This window comes from Streptomyces caniferus, assembly GCF_009811555.1.
Classification (GTDB): domain Bacteria; phylum Actinomycetota; class Actinomycetes; order Streptomycetales; family Streptomycetaceae; genus Streptomyces; species Streptomyces caniferus.
The window spans coordinates 1474423-1489758 of the sequence record NZ_BLIN01000003.1; the positions used below are offsets into that span (position 1 = coordinate 1474423).

The window sequence follows — 15336 nt, forward strand, 5'->3', positions numbered from 1 at the left end:
TTTTCGTTTCATGTAGCCTCGCCGCCATGGCACCGCAGACCCTCACCACAGACCTGGACGCCGCCGCCGTCGCCGACCGGCTCCGCCGCACCTTCGCCACCCGCCGCACCACCACCCCGGACTGGCGGCGCGACCAGCTGACCGCCCTGCGCAGCCTGCTCACCGGCCACAGCGACGAGCTGCTCGGCGCGCTCGCCGCCGACCTCGGCAAGGGCCCCGAGGAGGCGTACCGCACCGAGATCGGGTTCACCCTCCACGAGATCGACCACACCCTGGCCCGCCTCGACGAGTGGCTGGCGCCCCGGCCCGCCGAGCTGCCCGACCGGCTGCTCCCGGCGACCGCCCAGGTGGTCCGCGAGCCGCTCGGCGTCGTGCTGGTGATCGCACCCTGGAACTATCCGCTGCAACTCGCGCTCACCCCGCTGGTCGGCGCGCTGGCCGCGGGCAACTGCGCCGTCGTCAAGCCGAGCGAACTCGCCCCCGCGACCTCGGCCGCCCTCGCCCGGCTGCTGCCGCGCTACCTGGACGGCGAGGCGGTGGCCGTCGTCGAGGGCGCCGTACCGGAGACCACCGCCCTGCTGGCCGAGCGCTTCGACCACATCTTCTACACCGGCAACGGGACCGTCGGCCGGATCGTCATGGCGGCCGCCGCGCGCCATCTCACTCCCGTCACCCTGGAGTTGGGCGGCAAGAGCCCGGTCGTCCTCGACCCCGGCACGGATCTGGCAGCGGCGGCCCGGCGGATCGTGACCGGCAAGTTCCTCAACGCCGGCCAGACGTGTGTGGCGCCCGACTACGTCCTGGCGATCGGCGACACCGCCCGTGCCGTCGAGCCGCACCTCGCCGAGGCGGTGCACGAGGTCTACGGAGCCGATCCGTCCGGCGCCGGCGAGTACGGACGGATCGTCAACGAGCGGCACTTCGACCGGCTCACCGCCCTTCTCGGCAGCGGCCGCACGGTCGTCGGCGGCGCGCACGACCGCGTCACGCGCTACCTCGCGCCCACCGTCCTCGCCGATGTCGCCCCCGACGCACCGGTGATGCAGGAGGAGATCTTCGGCCCGATCCTGCCGATCGTGCCGGTGCCCGACCTGGACGCGGCGATCGCCTTCGTCAACGGGCGCGACAAGCCGCTGGCGCTCTATGCGTTCACCGCCTCCGAGGCCACCAAGCACCGGCTGCTGACCGAGACCTCCTCGGGCGCGCTCACCTTCGGGCTGCCGGTCGCCCATCTCACCGCGCCCGGCCTGCCGTTCGGCGGGGTCGGCGAGAGCGGGACGGGGCGCTACCACGGCGAGTACTCCTTCGACACCTTCAGCCACAGCAAGGCGGTGCTCGACAAGCCGCTGGGGTGACCGCGGGCTGCACCGGTGGCGCCCGCGGGCCCGGTGCAGCCCCGGGCCGGGTACCGCCCGCGGGACCGGCGGCTACACCGGCCGCATCCGGTAGTCGTACCGCTCCGGGAGCGGATGCTCCGCCCTGGCCCGGGCGCGGACCTGCTCGGTGACCGGCCCGTCGCCGGCGACCAGCCGCTCGGCGATCGCGTACCAGGTGTCGGCGAGCACCTCGTCGCCCTCCCGCAGCACGGCGATCTCGAAGCCGGCGTCGAAGATCTCCCGGGCCGCGGCCGGCCGCCCCTGGGCGAGCAGCACCTGAGCGGTCAGCAGCCGGAAGCGGCCGTCGGCCGGATCGGCCCACGGCAGGTCCGCCAGCAGGTCCGCCGCCTCGTCGGTACGGCCGGCCGCGAGCAGCGCGGGCACCGTCTCCCGGGCGAGGGCGGGCAGCACCGGCCGCCAGTCCCCGGCGGGCGGTCCCCCTTCCGCCGCCGCCCGCGCCGCTTCGTCGCAGGCCTCCCGATAGCGGTCGGCGGCCCGCCCCGTCTCGCCCGCCACCGATTCGGCAACGGCCAGGCAGTACAGGGGCAGAGCACCGGCCCCGTGCCCGAGCGCACGCTCCCAGCTGCGGACGGCCTGGGCGCGGTCGCCGGCGTGCCATTGGGCGAGCCCCAGGTGGTAGTCGGTGGCCGGGCCCGACCGGGCCGACTCCAGCAGATCGCGCCAGGCCGGCGCGACGAGCGCCGCTCCGGGTACGGGGCGCTCAGCCGGCAGCTCCCCGGTGCGCAGCAGCGTCAGCCAGGGCTCCTGTTCCGCGCCCAGCGTGGCCGCGGAGAACGGCGTACCGGGCAGGTCCAGGCCCGCGCGGGCGGACTCCAGCGCGCCCCAGCCGGAGCCGGTGGCCAGCGACTCCTTCGGTTCCTGGTCGGCACAGGGCAGCCAGGCCTCGTACGCGGCGTCGACGTCCGCCCGGGGCAGGGCGGCCTGCAGCCGGGCCGCGGCCTCTTCGCGGGCCGCGCCCCAGTCCGCGCCGTGCACCGTCGCGGGATCGGCGGCCAGCGGCCCGTACGCCTCCAGCCAGGTGAACTCCCCACCGGCGTCCAGCGGTACGTGCTCCAGTTGGGTACGGGCCAGACCTGCCTGGATCTCGGCGTAGCCGCCGGTGCCCGGCTCGGTGAGCCACTGCTGCCAGCGCCGCCCGCCCCGGCCCGCGCCCCACAGGAAGAGCTTGCGGCCGCGCAGGGTGTCGGTGGAGGTCTGCACCAGGCCGCGGCCGTCGGCGTCGAGGGAGGCGATCCACCGGCGGGCGCCGTCGGGCACCTCGTAGAAGTAGTCGGCGGGGAACTCGCTGCGCAGCGGGTAGGTCCGGTCGACGCCGTCGGCGTCGGGGACCGGGACGCGGCGCAGGCTCCGTTCGTAGCCGAAGTGCCAGGCCTCGTCGGCGGGGGCCAGGACCCGGGTGCGCTCTCCTTCGGGAACGGCGGTGTTGGACCACCAGTAGACGGGGACCGTGCGGTGGTGCGGATTGCGGATCCGGACGCCCACGTGGAGGAAGTCGGAGCCGTCGGGCAGCCACAGGTCCACCTGGAAGGCCAGGTCGCGCAGCCGTTCCCACTCCCACAGCCGCAGCATCTCGCCGCCGTCCGGCGCCGGGACACGGGCGGCGTGCAGTGGGTCACAGGAGAGGGTGGTGTGGCCGGGCGCGCCGATGTTCCATTCGATGCCGCCGGAGAACCAGGCGCCGTTGAGGGCGAAGGCCGCGGGCTGGCACACCGGGTTGCGGTAGAGCAGTTCACGGCCGGTGGGCTTGTGGTGCAGGGAGTGCACCCGGCCGCCGAGGCCGGGCAGGACGGTGGCGCGCAGCCGGTCGTTCTCGATGACCAGCGCCTCGTGGTCGACGGCTCGGCGGGTGCGGCCGTAGCCGTCGCGCATCCGGGTCGGCAGGATCGAGCGCAGCGGCGCACGGCCGATCTGCCGTGCCATGTCGGCGGGCAGCCCGGCGTCCCGGGGGATCTCGATGCGGTGCCCGTCCTGGCCGTCGCGCAGCGCGGGGAGGGGGTTGTCGGGGCCGAGGGGGGCGGTGGGGAGGGTCAGGGTGGTGCGTCGCACTCTCGTGACCACGGCTGCCTCGCAATGCTGGACCGGGCCACCCCGGCTGCGGCGGCCTCCTGTTGACCATGGAACCGCGTGCCCGCCGGTCTGCACAGGGCGTCTTGCCGCCGGGGGAGGTCAGGGTTGCGCAAAGAGGTCCTCAAGGAGGCCGGCGAGCAGCGCGGCGCCGGTCCCTTCGGGGTCGCGGTCCGGGTCGTAGATGGTGACGTCGATGCCGACACAGCGCGGCGATGCGGCCAACGGGGCCATCAGCGCGCGGAGTTCGCCGGTGAGCAGGCCGCCCGGGTCGGGGCTGTCGACGGCCGGCATGACGGACGGGTCGAGGACGTCCGCGTCGAGATGGATCCAGAAGCCGTCGAGCGGCGGGTGCGCGAAGTGGGTGAGGACGTCGCGGGCCACCGCCTCCGGACCGCGCCGCCGGATCTCGCCGACCGGGACGTGGCCGATGCCGAGGGCGGTCAGCTCCGCCTGGTCCTCGTCCGCGTCGCGCAGGCCCAGTGCGCGCAGATCCTCGTCGCGGACGTACGGCCGCCGCCCCTCGATGTCGGTGAGATCCGCCTGCCCGCGCCCGGTGATCTGCGCCAGCCCCTCGCCGGCCGCGGCACCGAGCGGACCGGACACCGCGACATTGCCCGGGTGCCGGAAGTCGCCGTGGCCGTCGAGGTAGGCCACGCCGTACCGCCCCAGCCGCCGCAGCGCGAGCACCACCCCGAGCAGAATGCTGCAGTCCCCGCCCAGCACCACCGGGAAGTCGCCGCTGCGGACGTGCTCCTCGACGCGCGGGGCGAGCTTGCCCGTATAGGCGGCCAGGGCGGCGGCGTTGAAGTCCCCGTCGCCCTCCCGCCACTCCCCCAGGTCGTAGCGGGGCGGCACCACCACACCGCCCTCCAGCGCGCCCAGCCGGCGCAGCAGCCCCTGTTCGCGCAGGGCGCCCGCGAGCTTGTAGCAGCCGGGGACGGTGCCCGGCGCGGGCGGCCGCAGTCCCAGGTTGGAGGGGGCATCGATGAGTACGGTCCGGCGCATACCGGGATGGTCACACATGCGCACGGAAAATGTGGAGGCCTCGGAAGACCGGCCGACATAGCCTGTCCGCTCGGCCCAACGGCGCACGGCAGAACGGAAGACGGCCCCATGGCGACCCAGCACACCTACCGAGTCATCGTCCGCGGCAAGTGGGACGGCCTCACACCGCAGTCCCGCGCCGGACTGCTCGCCGACGTGGACCACCACGGTCTGGCACACATGCAGTTCACGCCCGAGGGAGCGCTGGCGTACGACAGGGCGCTGCACTGCTTCAGCTACCGCTTCGTCATCGTCTCGGATGCGGCGGACGGTGAGGAGATGGCGGCCGCGCTCGCCGAGGACAAGGCGGAGCGCGCGCTGAAGGCCGCCGGCCTCGGCTTCAGGGAACTGCGGTCCACGGTCACCGACATGGACACCATGAAGATCAATCACAAGTCCCGCTAGGGCCTGTGGTGAAAGTGCTGGACGTAGATGCGGTTCCACGGGGTCTCTGCGACTCTGGGCGTATGCCTCGACGCATCACATTTGTGCAGCTGAAGACGGGTTACGACATCGACCGGGGGCCTTCTTGGATCGGCTGGGTGAACTTCTCCAAGACCTGGAGCACCGCGTACTTCCACGGGCGGACACTGCGCCGGGGAGAGGGGATGTTCGATGCGAACTTCTACGACGCTGAGACCGGCGAGGAGTTCTGGGTCTCCGGTCCGAAGCGGGACCGTACCGACACCCGCTATGGCCCCTCCGCCCCCGAGGTCGAGTCGGACGCCGCCGATGCCTATCACGCCTTCCTGGACGGCGCACCGCTGCCAGGCCGGGAAAATGGCTAGCGTCTGGCGGGAAGATGCTGTTCGGAGCCGGATGCGCGGCGTCGCGCCACGGGGGCGAAGCGGTCGCGGGCCGTCCGCCCGCCCCCGGACACGCCCTACGCGTCGTCGGCCGACTCGTTGAAGCGCAGCCGGTTCCCGAACGGGTCGGTCAGGGTGAGCGAGGTCCCGGTCTCGTCCTGCTCCAGACCGGGACGCAGATACGGATAGCCCTTGCCGGCCAGTTCGGCGTGGAGCGCGCGCACCCCGCTCAGCTCCGTGCAGACCGTGGAGCCGGGGGTCGCATCGCCGTGGTGCTCCGACAGATGCAGCACGAGGCCACCGCGCGAGACCTGCGTGTAGAGCGGCATACCGGGCTCGAAGCGGTGCTCCCAGTCGACCGTGCAGCCGAGGTAGTCGACGTAGAACTCATGGGCCTTGGCCACGTCGAAGATCCGGAAGACCGGCACGGTGCGGTGGAAGACGATGTCCATGGCGGACAGGGAATCACACCGCTTCCCCGCCGACCATCTCCGCGGTGATCGCCCAGCGCTCGTGGTCGCGCCAGGCGCCGTCGATGAAGAGGAAGTCCGGGGAGAACCCCTCCAGTCGGAACCCGGCCCGTCTGACCAGGGCGATCGACCGCTCGTTGGTCGGCTGGACGTTGACCTCCAGCCGGTGCAGCCCCATCGCCCCGAAGGCATGGCGCAGGACGAGCCGCAGCCCCTCGCCCATCAGTCCCCGCCCGGCGGCGTGCGCGAAGGCCCCGTAGCCGATCGCACCGCAGCGGAAAGCGCCGTGCACGATGTTGTTGATCGTGAGGTAGCCGGCGATCCGGCCGTCGGCGAGCTCGCAGATCAGGAAGCCCGCACGCTCCGGCTCCTGGAGCCTGTGCAGATAGGCGTCGTAGGCACCGTCCTCGGCCGGCGGGAAGAGCCAGGGCCGGTGCAGCTCCACGCTCTCCCGCGCCAGCGCGGTGAACTCGTCCCGGTCGGCGGCGGTGAAGTGCCGGATGCCCACCCGTGGGCCACGTGCGAGGTAGCGGTCGTTGGTCGTCACCGGAGGATCGTACGGAGGGCGCGGACGGCGGGCCAGCGGTTTGCGGGAGTGCGGAAGCCCGCGTCTGCCGCCACACCGGCAGGTGGCCGTCGGCCCGTGGTTGCGCCCGGCTTGGGCAACAGCCCGCCGCCCTTACCGCCACACCGGCGCATCCGTGCCGCAGCGGCCGGGTGGGGTCGTCCAGGTGGCCGGGGCGCCGTCGAAGGAGACGGGCGGGAGGGCGTGGCGGAGCCGGCCGAGGGTGCTGTCGGTTTCCCCGAGGTGGCGCGCGGGGTCGTAGGCACCGGCGCCGGGCGTCTCCGGTCGTGGTCCGGACGTCTCCGGTCGCGGCCCGGGTCGCTCCGGTCCACTGGGCCGCTCGCCGTCGTCCGTCAGGTCGTCCAGCAGCCACCGCGCGGTGCGGGCGAGGGCGAGGGTGGCGAGGAAGGAGCCGCCCGTCCGGGACTGTTCGGTCAGGGCGCGGAGCACCGCGGCGGCCAGCAGGTAGCCGGTGCCGTGGTCGAGCGCCTGGGCGGGGAGGGCGCCGGGTGTGCCGCCGGGCCGCGCTCCGCCGCTGCTCTCCGGTGAGTCCTCGGACGCCGAGCCCGCGTCCGCCTCGACGGCGGCGATGCCGGTGGCCACCTGGACCAGGCTGTCGAAGCCGCGCCGGCCGCCCCACGGCCCGTCGTCGCCCCAGGCGGAGAGCCGGGCCACCACCCTGCGCACCGCCGCGTCGGTCCCCCATGGCAGCAGTCTGGCACGGGCCCGGATCACGCCCGCGCCGCCTCCCGCTCCCCCGCGCTCGGTGCGGCGAGCGCCAGCCGGCGGTGGCAGCGGCGCAGCATCGCGCGGGCGAGGAAGGGGTGGAAGCGGCGGACGACGGCGAAGTAGAGGCGGCCGGTCGTGCGGTGGATGCGGACGACCGTGCCCAGCGTGACCCGGCCGTCCGCGACCTGCACCGAGGCGCGGAAGTCCAGGTGGCGGGCGTCCTCGCCGAGCAGGATCTCGTCCTGCGTGCGCCCGAGGACGGGGAAGCCCGACCGGCCCAGCACGCCCTGCCAGGCCTCCGGTTCCTGCGGCATGCCGGGCCGCAGTTCCATCTGCCAGGCGTCCTGGAAGTCCGTTCGCGGGAACGCGTCGTGCGCCAGGCGGGCCGTGGCGGGAAGAGGGACGGCCCGGGGCCGGTCCCAGAGCAGCCGGCTGAGCAGGCGTACGCGGGCGGAGCGGCGGGCCGGGGTCAGGGGGCGGCCGGTGGCGGCCCGCTCGATGTTGTCGAAGGCCTCCTCCACGACGGCGCCGTGCACGAGGCGGATCCCCAGCAGCCACGTCAGGGCCACGACGGGCGACGGCCGGCTCTCCAGGACGTGTTCCACCCGGCAGCTGTCGGGCCCCACGGGCCGTACGCCGAACTCGTGCCAGCCGGCCTGTCCGGCGGTGAAGTCGAAGCGGACGCGGCGGCCCGGCTCGTAGGCGGAGACGCGGTAGCGGACGAAGGCGTGCCCGCCGTCGGCGCCGACGCCCAGCGGGCGGTCGAAGCGCATCGGCGGCCAGGCGGGCGTGGGGAAGAGCGGATCGTCCTCGCCCCGGCCGAGCCGGTCGAGCAGGGCACCGACGGTCTCGGCCGGGGCGCGGACCTCACGGCTGTGGACCTCGCGGATGGCACGCACAGGGCACCTCCATACGGTGGCGTATGTATGACCGTACGGTACCGTATGGACATGGCATCACAACAGGCGAAGGCACCCCGCGACGGCGGCGCACGACAGCGGCTGACCGCAAAGGACTGGGCCGACGCCGCCCTGACAGCCATGGGCGAGGGCGGGCTCGCCGCGGTGGCCGTGGAGCCGCTGGCCGCCCGGCTGGGCACCACCAAGGGCAGCTTCTACTGGCACTTCACCAACCGGAACGCGCTGATCGAGGCCGCTCTGGAGCGCTGGGAGGAGGTCGGCACGGAGGCCGTGATCACCGAGGTGGAGGCCGAGCCCGACCCCGGCGAGCGGCTGCGCCGGCTGCTCCTGCGGGCCACGAACTGGTCCGCCGCGGACCCACGGGACGCCTCACTGCTGGCGAGCGCCGCCCATCCGGGGGTGGCCGCCGCGCTCGCCCGGGTGACCACCCGGCGCCTCGGCTATATCGCCGCGCTCTTCACGGACATGGGCTTTCCCGAGGAGGAGGCCCGAAGCCGCGGCCTGCTGGCCTACACCGCCTACCTCGGGCACACCCAGCTCGGGCACGCCGTCCCGCAGAGCCTGCCGGCCGGTGCCGCGCGCGACCGCTACGTGGACGCGGTGGTCGAGACCCTCGTACGGCCGCTGAACGGAGGTGACGGTTCCGAAAATGAGCGAACCTGAACGAAGTTGGCCGAACTGCGCGTAGACGTGCCCGGCATCCGAGGCATGAGGTGAGATCAGCGCGGCGAAAACGACGCGCTTGAGCAGGGACATCTCACACCCGAGCGGCTCGACCCGATCGAGCTCCTCGTACGGGAGGAATTCCGTGACCGAAGCCATCCCCTACTTCCAGGACCGCACCTGTCCTTACCATCCGCCCGCCGGCTACCAGCCGCTGCGGGAGACCGGACCACTGACCCATGTCACGCTCTACGACGGCCGAAAGATATGGGCCGTAACCGGCCACGGCGCGGCGCGGACGCTGCTGAGCGACCAGCGGCTCTCCGCCGACCGGCAGAACCCCGCCTTCCCGATGCCGTTCGCGCGCTTCGCGGCGATCCGCCAGGTCAGGACCCCGCTGATCGGGGTCGACGACCCGGAGCACAACACCCAGCGCCGGATGCTGATCCCCAGCTTCAGCGTGAAACGGGTCGCCGCACTGCGGCCGGACATCCACCGGATCGTCGACGATCTGCTCGACCGGATGCTGGCCGAGGGCCCGCCCGCCGAGCTGGTCTCCGCGTTCGCGCTGCCGGTCCCCTCGATGGTGATCTGCTCGCTGCTCGGCGTCCCGTACTCCGACCACGCATTCTTCGAGGGCGAGTCCAGCCGCCTCCTGCGCAGCCGTACGGCCGAGGAGGCGGAGGACGCCCGGATCAAGCTGGAGGACTACTTCACCGAGCTGATCGCCCACAAGGAGAAGAAACCGGGCGACGGACTGCTCGACGAACTGATCGAGGACCGGCTGCGGACCGGCGACCTCGCCCACGAGGACCTGGTCCGGCTCGCCATGATCCTGCTGGTGGCCGGCCATGAGACCACCGCCAACATGATCTCGCTCGGCACCTTCACGCTGCTCGAACACCCCGAACAGCTGGCGCAGCTGAAGGCCGAGGAGAGCCTGATGCCGGCCGCCGTCGAGGAGCTGCTGCGGTTCCTGTCCATCGCGGACGGCATGCTGCGGGTGGCGACGGAGGACATCGAGATCGGCGGGCAGCTCATCCGCGCCGACGACGGCGTCCTGTTCCCCACCTCGGTGATCAACCGGGACGAGACCACCTACCCGGCGCCGGACGAGCTGGACCTCGACCGCACCGCCCGCCACCACGTGGCGTTCGGCTTCGGGATCCACCAGTGCCTGGGCCAGAACCTCGCCCGCGCGGAAATGGAGATCGCACTGCGCTCGCTGTTCGCCCGGATCCCCGATCTGCGCCTGGCCGTTCCGGCGGCCGAGGTGCGCTTCAAGCCGGGCGACACCCTGCAAGGAATGATCGAACTGCCGCTGGCCTGGTAGCAGCCATGACGGCAGACGAACGAAAGGGGTCCGGGATGCGGATCACCATCGACACCGACATCTGCATCGGCGCCGGCCAGTGCGCCCTGACCGCGCCGGGAGTCTTCACCCAGGACGACGACGGTTTCAGCGCCCTGCTGCCCGGCCGCGAGGACGGCGCGGGCGACCCGCTGGTGCGCGAGGCCGCCCGCGCCTGCCCCGTGCAGGCCATTTCGGTCACGGACGACTGAGCCACCACCCTCGCGGACGGCCCGGCTGACGCGCGGCTCCCGGTCGACGCCCGGCGCCCACGGCGCGCCCGGCCCGTTCCGCCCTCCTTCTTGTCCCTACGGCATCCACCCCATCCGCTACCGCAACACCCCCTGCGTGACGGGCAGTTCGAGCACCCCTGCCTCCGCGGGCGTACTGCTGACCGTCACCGGCTTCACCCCTCGGTTGCCCGCATAGGCGTCATCGCTCGCGGCGAGGACGAAGCGCAGTCGGTGCCCCGGCTCGTAGCGGTGCACGATGGCCGGGAGTTCCACCGTGAACCTCCGGGTCGCATCGGGCACCCGGGCCGGGGCCACCAACCGGTGCACCAGGGTCTTTTGGCCGTCCGGCGCGACGTCGTAGAGCTTGGCGAAGAGCACCAGCCGGTCGGCCGCGTCCGAGGAGCGCTGCGCCCGCCCGGCCTGCGGCGAGGAGACCCTCAGCGTCACCCTGGGAGCCCCCACCACCTCCACCGGCCCGCCCGCCACCGGCTTCGAGGTCCAGTCCAGATAGGTGCCCCTGGCGTCGTACGGCGCCGCGTCCGGCAGGCCGAGCAGCCCGGCCAGCGAACTCTCGGAGTGACTGGTGGCCGTCCGCAGATTGCGGTACGCCCGGCTGCCGCGCACCACCTCGCCCCGGCGGCCGACGAGTGTGCCGTCCCCGGAGAGGTACAGCCGCCGGCTGCCGCCCGCCGGGAAGACGGACGAGGTGGCGTAGGCCGGCCCGCCGGCCACCCAGTCCCGGTAGTACGCGAAGGCCGGTCCGGTGCCGGTCGCCGTCCGATGCCGCAGATACCGGTCGAACCACGCAAGGATCCGGCGTCCGACATAGCTGGTGTCCAAGTTTCCCCGGGCCAGGGCGAGTTCGCCCCGGGCCGGTTTCCTCATCCCGCCACTGTGGCCCCAGGACTGCCAGATCATCTTCACCGGGGTGCCCTGTGCGGCCAGCGTCCGGTAGGTGGCGGCGGCCTCGTTGAGGTTGAACAGGGTGTCGTCCTCGCCCTGGACGAGCAGCGTCGGCGTCTTGACCGACGCCAGGTACGACACCGGGGAGACGCTGCGCGCGTAGGCGAGCACCTCACGGGTCCGCGCTTCCGGGTAGCTGCCGGAATCCAGCAGCCGCTTGGTGTCGCAGGCCCGCGCGACGAAGTGCAGGCAGCCGGCGCCGCCGGTCCGCGACGGGTCGAGGTTCGGGTGCAGCAGCCCCTGCGCCTCGCCGATCAGGAAGAACCCGTTCGTCCACTGCCACTTGTACGCACCGGGCAGCGGCCCGCCGACGCCCCTCGTACGGTCCGCGTTGTTGGGGTCGAGGGAGTAGGAGAGGTCGTTCCAGGTGATGAGCGGGACCAGTGCGTCGACCCGGTGGTCGACGGCGGCGGTGGCCAGCTGGATCGCCCCGCCGTACGACCCGCCGATCATGCCGACCCGCGGATCGCGCGCTCCGTCCTTGGCGACATAGTCGATACGCGTCCCGTTGTCGGCCGTACGGGCCCCGGCCAGCAGGTCGACCAGCCCGCTCGCCGCCCTGCCGTCGATCCGGGGGTCGTCGAGGGAGATCGGACAGCCGGTCCTGCCGAAGCCGAGCCCGGAGTAGGCCAGCGCCACATAGCCGCGGGCGGCGAAGGCCTTGGCGAGGGCGTCGGTGGACCCGTCCGCCTTGTCGCCGCCGAAACCGTTGGTGGTCAGCACGGCGGGCGCCGGGTGGGCGGCGTCCGCACCCGTCGGGCGGTAGACGTCCGTGTCGAGGGTGCACCTGCGGTCCCCGGCCCGGACGGTGACCTTCAGCGCGGTGACGGTGTACGGGTCGGCGGCGGCGACCGCGGGGGCGGTCAGGGCGAGCGGGGCGACGAGGGCCGGGCCGGCCAGCAGGGCGAGGGACATCCGGAGTACGGGGCGGAACCCGCGTCGGGACACGCTGCGCACGAAGACCTCCACACACGTCGTACCAACCAGTCGGTATCGGCGCGCTCATGCTGCGACAGGCGTAATGGGAAGTCAACGGCCCTGACGTGCGTCGCCGTTCGGACGTGCGTTCAGCGGCGTCCGCCGGGCCGCACCGAACGGCACAGACGGCAAACAGGCTTCATGAAACGCTCTTTGACGCGCCATCAGGGCCGTCGCTCACACGGTCGCCGGCACCTCGAAGGTCAGCGTCCCGGCCGTCGCGTCCAGCTCCGCGGGGATGCCCAGCGGCACGGTCAGCGCCGAGTCGCCGTGCCCGAAGCCGAACTCCTCGGCCACCGGCACCCCGAGCCCGGCCAGGCGGTCCACCAGCACCGCCCGCACCTGGTCGTAGGGACCACAACGGGCCCAGGAGCCGAGCACGATCCCGGCGACGCCGTCCAGCCGGCCGGCGCGCAGGAGCTGGGTGAGCGCCCGGTCGAGGCGGTACGGCGGCTCCCCGACATCCTCCAGCAGCAGGATTCCGCCCGCCGCGCCCCGCCCGGCCCCCGGGGTGCCCACCTCGGTGGCGAGCATGGTCAGACAGCCGCCGAGGGTCACGCCGCGGGCCCGCCCCGGCACCAGCGGCCGGGCGGACGGCGAGCTCAGGGTCCGGACGCTCTCCGGCGCGAAGAGGGTGCGCCGCAGATGCTCGCGGGTGGCGTCGTCCTTGAGGAAGATCTCCCCCGCAACGGCCGGTCCGTGCAGGGTGGACACCCCGGCACGCACCGCGAACGCCTCGTGCAGCACCGTCACATCACTGAAGCCGACCAGAGGTTTGGGGGCCGCGGCCCGGATGGCGTCCCAGTCCAGCAGATCGACCATCCGCTGGGCGCCGTAGCCGCCCCGCGCCGCGAACACCGCCTTGACGGACGGGTCGCACCACGCCTCCTGGAGATCGCGGGCCCGCTCCTCGTCGGCGGCGGCCAGATAGCGCAGAGTGGCATGGGTGTCCCTGGCGTGGGGCGCGGCGACCGGGTCCAGGTCCCAGCCCCGCAGCACGTCCAGCCCGCGGTCCAGTCGCTCCGGCGCGAGGGGGCCGCTGGGTGCCACCACCGCCACCCGGTCGCCGGGCCGCAGCCGCGGCGGCCTGACGGGCACCGCCGGCGTCATCCGCGCAGCTCCAGCGTGGGGACATCGGTCCTGGCGAGACCGAAGGTCTGGGAGTAGAGGGAGAGTTCGGCCTCCACGGCGCGCACGATGGTGTCCGCCCGGCGGAAGCCGTGCCCCTCCCCGGCGAAGGACAGGTAGGCGTGCCGTATGCCGCGGCCGGCGACCTCGGCGAGGAACCGTTCGCACTGCACGGGCGGGCAGATCACGTCGTCGAGGCCCTGGAGCAGCAGGAAGGGCGCGGTGATCCGGTCCGCGCGGTGCAGCGGCGAGCGGTCGCGGTAGCGGTCGGGGACCTCCGCGAGCGGGCCGACCAGCGATTCGAGGTACTGCGACTCGAAGTCATGGGTCTCGTCGGTGGCCCAGCCGGTCAGGTCGAGGATCGGGTAGCTGATGGTGCCGCAGGCGTAGAGATCGGTGGCGGTCAGCGAGGCGGCGGTGGTCCAGCCGCCGGCGCTGCCGCCGCGGATGGCCAGCCGGGCGCGGTCGGCGGTGCCCTCGTCGGCCAGGATCCGGGCGACGGCCGCACAGTCCTCGACGTCCACCACGCCCCACTGGCCGCGCAGCCGCTCGCGGTACTCCCGGCCGTAGCCGGTCGATCCGCCGTAGTTGACCTCGGCGATGCCGATGCCCCGGGAGGTGAAGTAGGCGATCTCCAGGTCGAGCACCATGGGGGCGTGGCCAGTGGGGCCGCCGTGCGCCCAGACCACGAAGGGCGGCAGCTCGCCGTCGGGTGCCACGTGGTCGGGGTTGTGCGGCGGATAAATGTGGGCGTGGATGTCCCGTCCGTCGGGGCCGGTGAAGGTACGGCTCCGCGGCCGGGGGTAGTAGGCCGGGTCCAGGACGTCGGCATGCCGGCAGGCGATCACCCGGGTGCGTCCGGTGCAGGTGTCCAGCTCGACGATCTCGTACGAGCTGTGCGGTCCTGCGGCGATGCCGAGGACGCGGCTGCCGTGCGCGGCGAGGGTGGGTGCCCACTCCGTCCACGGCCCCGCGGAGTCGACGAGTTCGCCGCTCACCGGGTCGAGGATGCCCAGGGTGGTGGAGCCGCGGCCGTGGATCACCGCCAGCGTGCCGTTCTCCAGGGGCAGGAACCAGCGATGTCCGACGTTCCACAGCGGCCCGGCGAACTCCTCCTGCCGGGACGGGCACAGGCCGCGGCTCGCCACGACGCCGTCGTCGGCCGCGTCGGGATCGATGCGCTGCACCTCCCACCAGCCGCCGACGTCCGAGACGAAGAGCAGCGAACCGTCGGCCGCCCACTCGACCTGGGCGACGGACTCACCGGCCGCGCCGCCGTCCGGCGCGCCGGTGCCGAGGTCGCCGACGAGCGGCCGTACGTCCTCGAACTCGCCCTCGGCGGTGATCCGGGCCACCATCGCCAGGGTGCCGTCCCAGGGCATCAGGGGGTGGTCCCAGGCGATCCAGGCGGCCCGCCGCCCGTCGGCCGAGATCCGGGGACCGGTCACGAAGCGGTGCCGGTCGTCGCTCAACTCCCTGATGGAGCCGCGGTGTTCGGCGGCGGAGCCGTCGAGCGGCACGGCGGCGATCACCCTGCGCACCTCGGTCGGCCGGGCGCCCGTGAACTCCTCCAGGACGCACCACACCTCGCCGAGCTCGGGGCGCAGCACCGGGTCGACCCAGCGCAGTCCGGCACCGACATCGGACAGCGGGGTGAGCGGGCGCGGGGCATCGCCGCTGTCCGGCGTGCAGACGTACAGCCGCTGGTCGGCGAAGTTGCTGAAGACGACCAGCGGTCCGTGCTCGGTGACCGTTCCGGCCCAGGGCTGGCCGCCGTACTCCAGCACCCGGCTGCGGACGTTCCAGGGCGCGGGCAGCACCGACTCCTCGGCGCCGTCCGGCCGCCGGCGGACCAGCGCCCGCCGGCCGCCCTCGGCGGGCCGCGGCTCCGTCCACCACACCTCGTCGCCGACCACCCCGACGAAGCCGGGCCGGCCGTCGTGCGCGGCGACCGTCCGGGCCTCTATCGGGGACGTCCAGGCGCCGTAGGGAGCCGTGGTCACCATGTGCAGTTCCTCTCCT

General features: G+C 73.4%; 14 protein-coding genes and 1 pseudogene. 6 read left to right on the top strand and 9 right to left on the bottom strand.

All coding sequences use genetic code 11. From position 1 onward, the window contains the following. Positions 1-26: 26 nt before the first annotated feature. Positions 27-1355: an aldehyde dehydrogenase family protein gene (locus tag Scani_RS15045; RefSeq protein ID WP_159475135.1), complete on the top strand. Its 1329-nt coding sequence runs from the start codon at positions 27-29 to the stop codon at positions 1353-1355. Between the two features lie 72 nt (positions 1356-1427). Here Scani_RS15045 and Scani_RS15050 read toward each other — a convergent pair whose 3' ends face one another. Then, positions 1428-3455, bottom strand: coding sequence for a DUF5107 domain-containing protein (locus tag Scani_RS15050; RefSeq protein WP_159475138.1), 2028 nt, complete (start codon positions 3453-3455; stop codon positions 1428-1430). A 108-nt stretch (positions 3456-3563) separates the two neighbouring features. Continuing rightward, on the bottom strand, positions 3564-4469 hold the full coding sequence (locus Scani_RS15055; RefSeq protein WP_159475141.1) for an arginase family protein: 906 nt from the start codon (positions 4467-4469) through the stop codon (positions 3564-3566). Between the two features lie 108 nt (positions 4470-4577). Here Scani_RS15055 and Scani_RS15060 point away from each other — a divergent pair, with 108 nt between their 5' ends. Further along, on the top strand, positions 4578-4913 hold the full coding sequence (locus Scani_RS15060) for a DUF6204 family protein (protein ID WP_159475144.1): 336 nt from the start codon (positions 4578-4580) through the stop codon (positions 4911-4913). 62 nt (positions 4914-4975) lie between these two features. After that, entirely contained in the window at positions 4976-5296 is a 321-nt protein-coding gene (locus tag Scani_RS15065; protein ID WP_159475147.1) for a hypothetical protein, read from the top strand. Between the two features lie 95 nt (positions 5297-5391). Here the strand turns inward: Scani_RS15065 and Scani_RS15070 are convergent, their stop codons facing one another. The 4 genes and pseudogenes from Scani_RS15070 to Scani_RS15085 all read right to left on the bottom strand — a co-directional run bounded on the left by Scani_RS15070 (position 5392) and on the right by Scani_RS15085 (position 7977). Beyond that, a complete protein-coding gene (locus tag Scani_RS15070) occupies positions 5392-5766 on the bottom strand; it encodes a glyoxalase superfamily protein (protein WP_159475151.1) in 375 nt (124 codons plus the stop codon). A 13-nt stretch (positions 5767-5779) separates the two neighbouring features. Beyond that, the gene (locus Scani_RS15075; protein ID WP_159475154.1) at positions 5780-6331 is read right to left on the bottom strand and encodes a GNAT family N-acetyltransferase; all 552 of its coding nucleotides are present in this window, start codon (positions 6329-6331) and stop codon (positions 5780-5782) included. A gap of 132 nt (positions 6332-6463) precedes the next feature. Then, positions 6464-7027 (bottom strand): annotated as a pseudogene (locus Scani_RS15080) (CoA transferase); the annotation flags it as partial. A 53-nt stretch (positions 7028-7080) separates the two neighbouring features. After that, positions 7081-7977, bottom strand: coding sequence for a DUF2867 domain-containing protein (locus Scani_RS15085; RefSeq protein WP_159475156.1), 897 nt, complete (start codon positions 7975-7977; stop codon positions 7081-7083). Positions 7978-8022: 45 nt separating this feature from the next. On the opposite strand from Scani_RS15085, the gene Scani_RS15090 reads away from it, so the two are divergent. From Scani_RS15090 to Scani_RS15100, 3 genes are all read left to right on the top strand, one after another. Continuing rightward, positions 8023-8661, top strand: a complete 639-nt coding sequence (locus Scani_RS15090; protein ID WP_159476043.1) for a TetR/AcrR family transcriptional regulator — start codon at positions 8023-8025, stop codon at positions 8659-8661. 145 nt (positions 8662-8806) lie between these two features. Then, positions 8807-9994, top strand: a complete 1188-nt coding sequence (locus Scani_RS15095; RefSeq protein ID WP_159475158.1) for a cytochrome P450 — start codon at positions 8807-8809, stop codon at positions 9992-9994. 35 nt (positions 9995-10029) lie between these two features. Next, complete coding sequence (locus Scani_RS15100; protein WP_159475162.1) at positions 10030-10224, top strand: ferredoxin; 195 nt, start codon at positions 10030-10032, stop codon at positions 10222-10224. A gap of 117 nt (positions 10225-10341) precedes the next feature. Here the strand turns inward: Scani_RS15100 and Scani_RS15105 are convergent, their stop codons facing one another. The 3 genes from Scani_RS15105 to Scani_RS15115 form a co-directional block, all read right to left on the bottom strand. Continuing rightward, positions 10342-12123, bottom strand: a complete 1782-nt coding sequence (locus Scani_RS15105; protein ID WP_159476046.1) for a CocE/NonD family hydrolase — start codon at positions 12121-12123, stop codon at positions 10342-10344. 240 nt (positions 12124-12363) lie between these two features. Continuing rightward, positions 12364-13296, bottom strand: coding sequence for a S66 peptidase family protein (locus tag Scani_RS15110; protein WP_159475164.1), 933 nt, complete (start codon positions 13294-13296; stop codon positions 12364-12366). After that, positions 13293-15320, bottom strand: a complete 2028-nt coding sequence (locus Scani_RS15115; protein WP_159475166.1) for a S9 family peptidase — start codon at positions 15318-15320, stop codon at positions 13293-13295. The genes Scani_RS15110 and Scani_RS15115 overlap by 4 nt, the downstream gene beginning before the upstream one ends. Positions 15321-15336 lie beyond the last annotated feature (16 nt).

Coding starts and splice junctions, on each gene's coding strand:
- Scani_RS15110 (WP_159475164.1), bottom strand. CDS start 13,296: ATGACGCCGGCGGTGCCCGTCAGGCCGCCGCGGCTGCGGCCCGGCGAC.
- Scani_RS15070 (WP_159475151.1), bottom strand. CDS start 5,766: ATGGACATCGTCTTCCACCGCACCGTGCCGGTCTTCCGGATCTTCGAC.
- Scani_RS15105 (WP_159476046.1), bottom strand. CDS start 12,123: ATGTCCCTCGCCCTGCTGGCCGGCCCGGCCCTCGTCGCCCCGCTCGCC.
- Scani_RS15055 (WP_159475141.1), bottom strand. CDS start 4,469: ATGCGCCGGACCGTACTCATCGATGCCCCCTCCAACCTGGGACTGCGG.
- Scani_RS15100 (WP_159475162.1), top strand. CDS start 10,030: ATGCGGATCACCATCGACACCGACATCTGCATCGGCGCCGGCCAGTGC.
- Scani_RS15045 (WP_159475135.1), top strand. CDS start 27: ATGGCACCGCAGACCCTCACCACAGACCTGGACGCCGCCGCCGTCGCC.
- Scani_RS15065 (WP_159475147.1), top strand. CDS start 4,976: ATGCCTCGACGCATCACATTTGTGCAGCTGAAGACGGGTTACGACATC.
- Scani_RS15115 (WP_159475166.1), bottom strand. CDS start 15,320: ATGGTGACCACGGCTCCCTACGGCGCCTGGACGTCCCCGATAGAGGCC.
- Scani_RS15060 (WP_159475144.1), top strand. CDS start 4,578: ATGGCGACCCAGCACACCTACCGAGTCATCGTCCGCGGCAAGTGGGAC.
- Scani_RS15090 (WP_159476043.1), top strand. CDS start 8,023: ATGGACATGGCATCACAACAGGCGAAGGCACCCCGCGACGGCGGCGCA.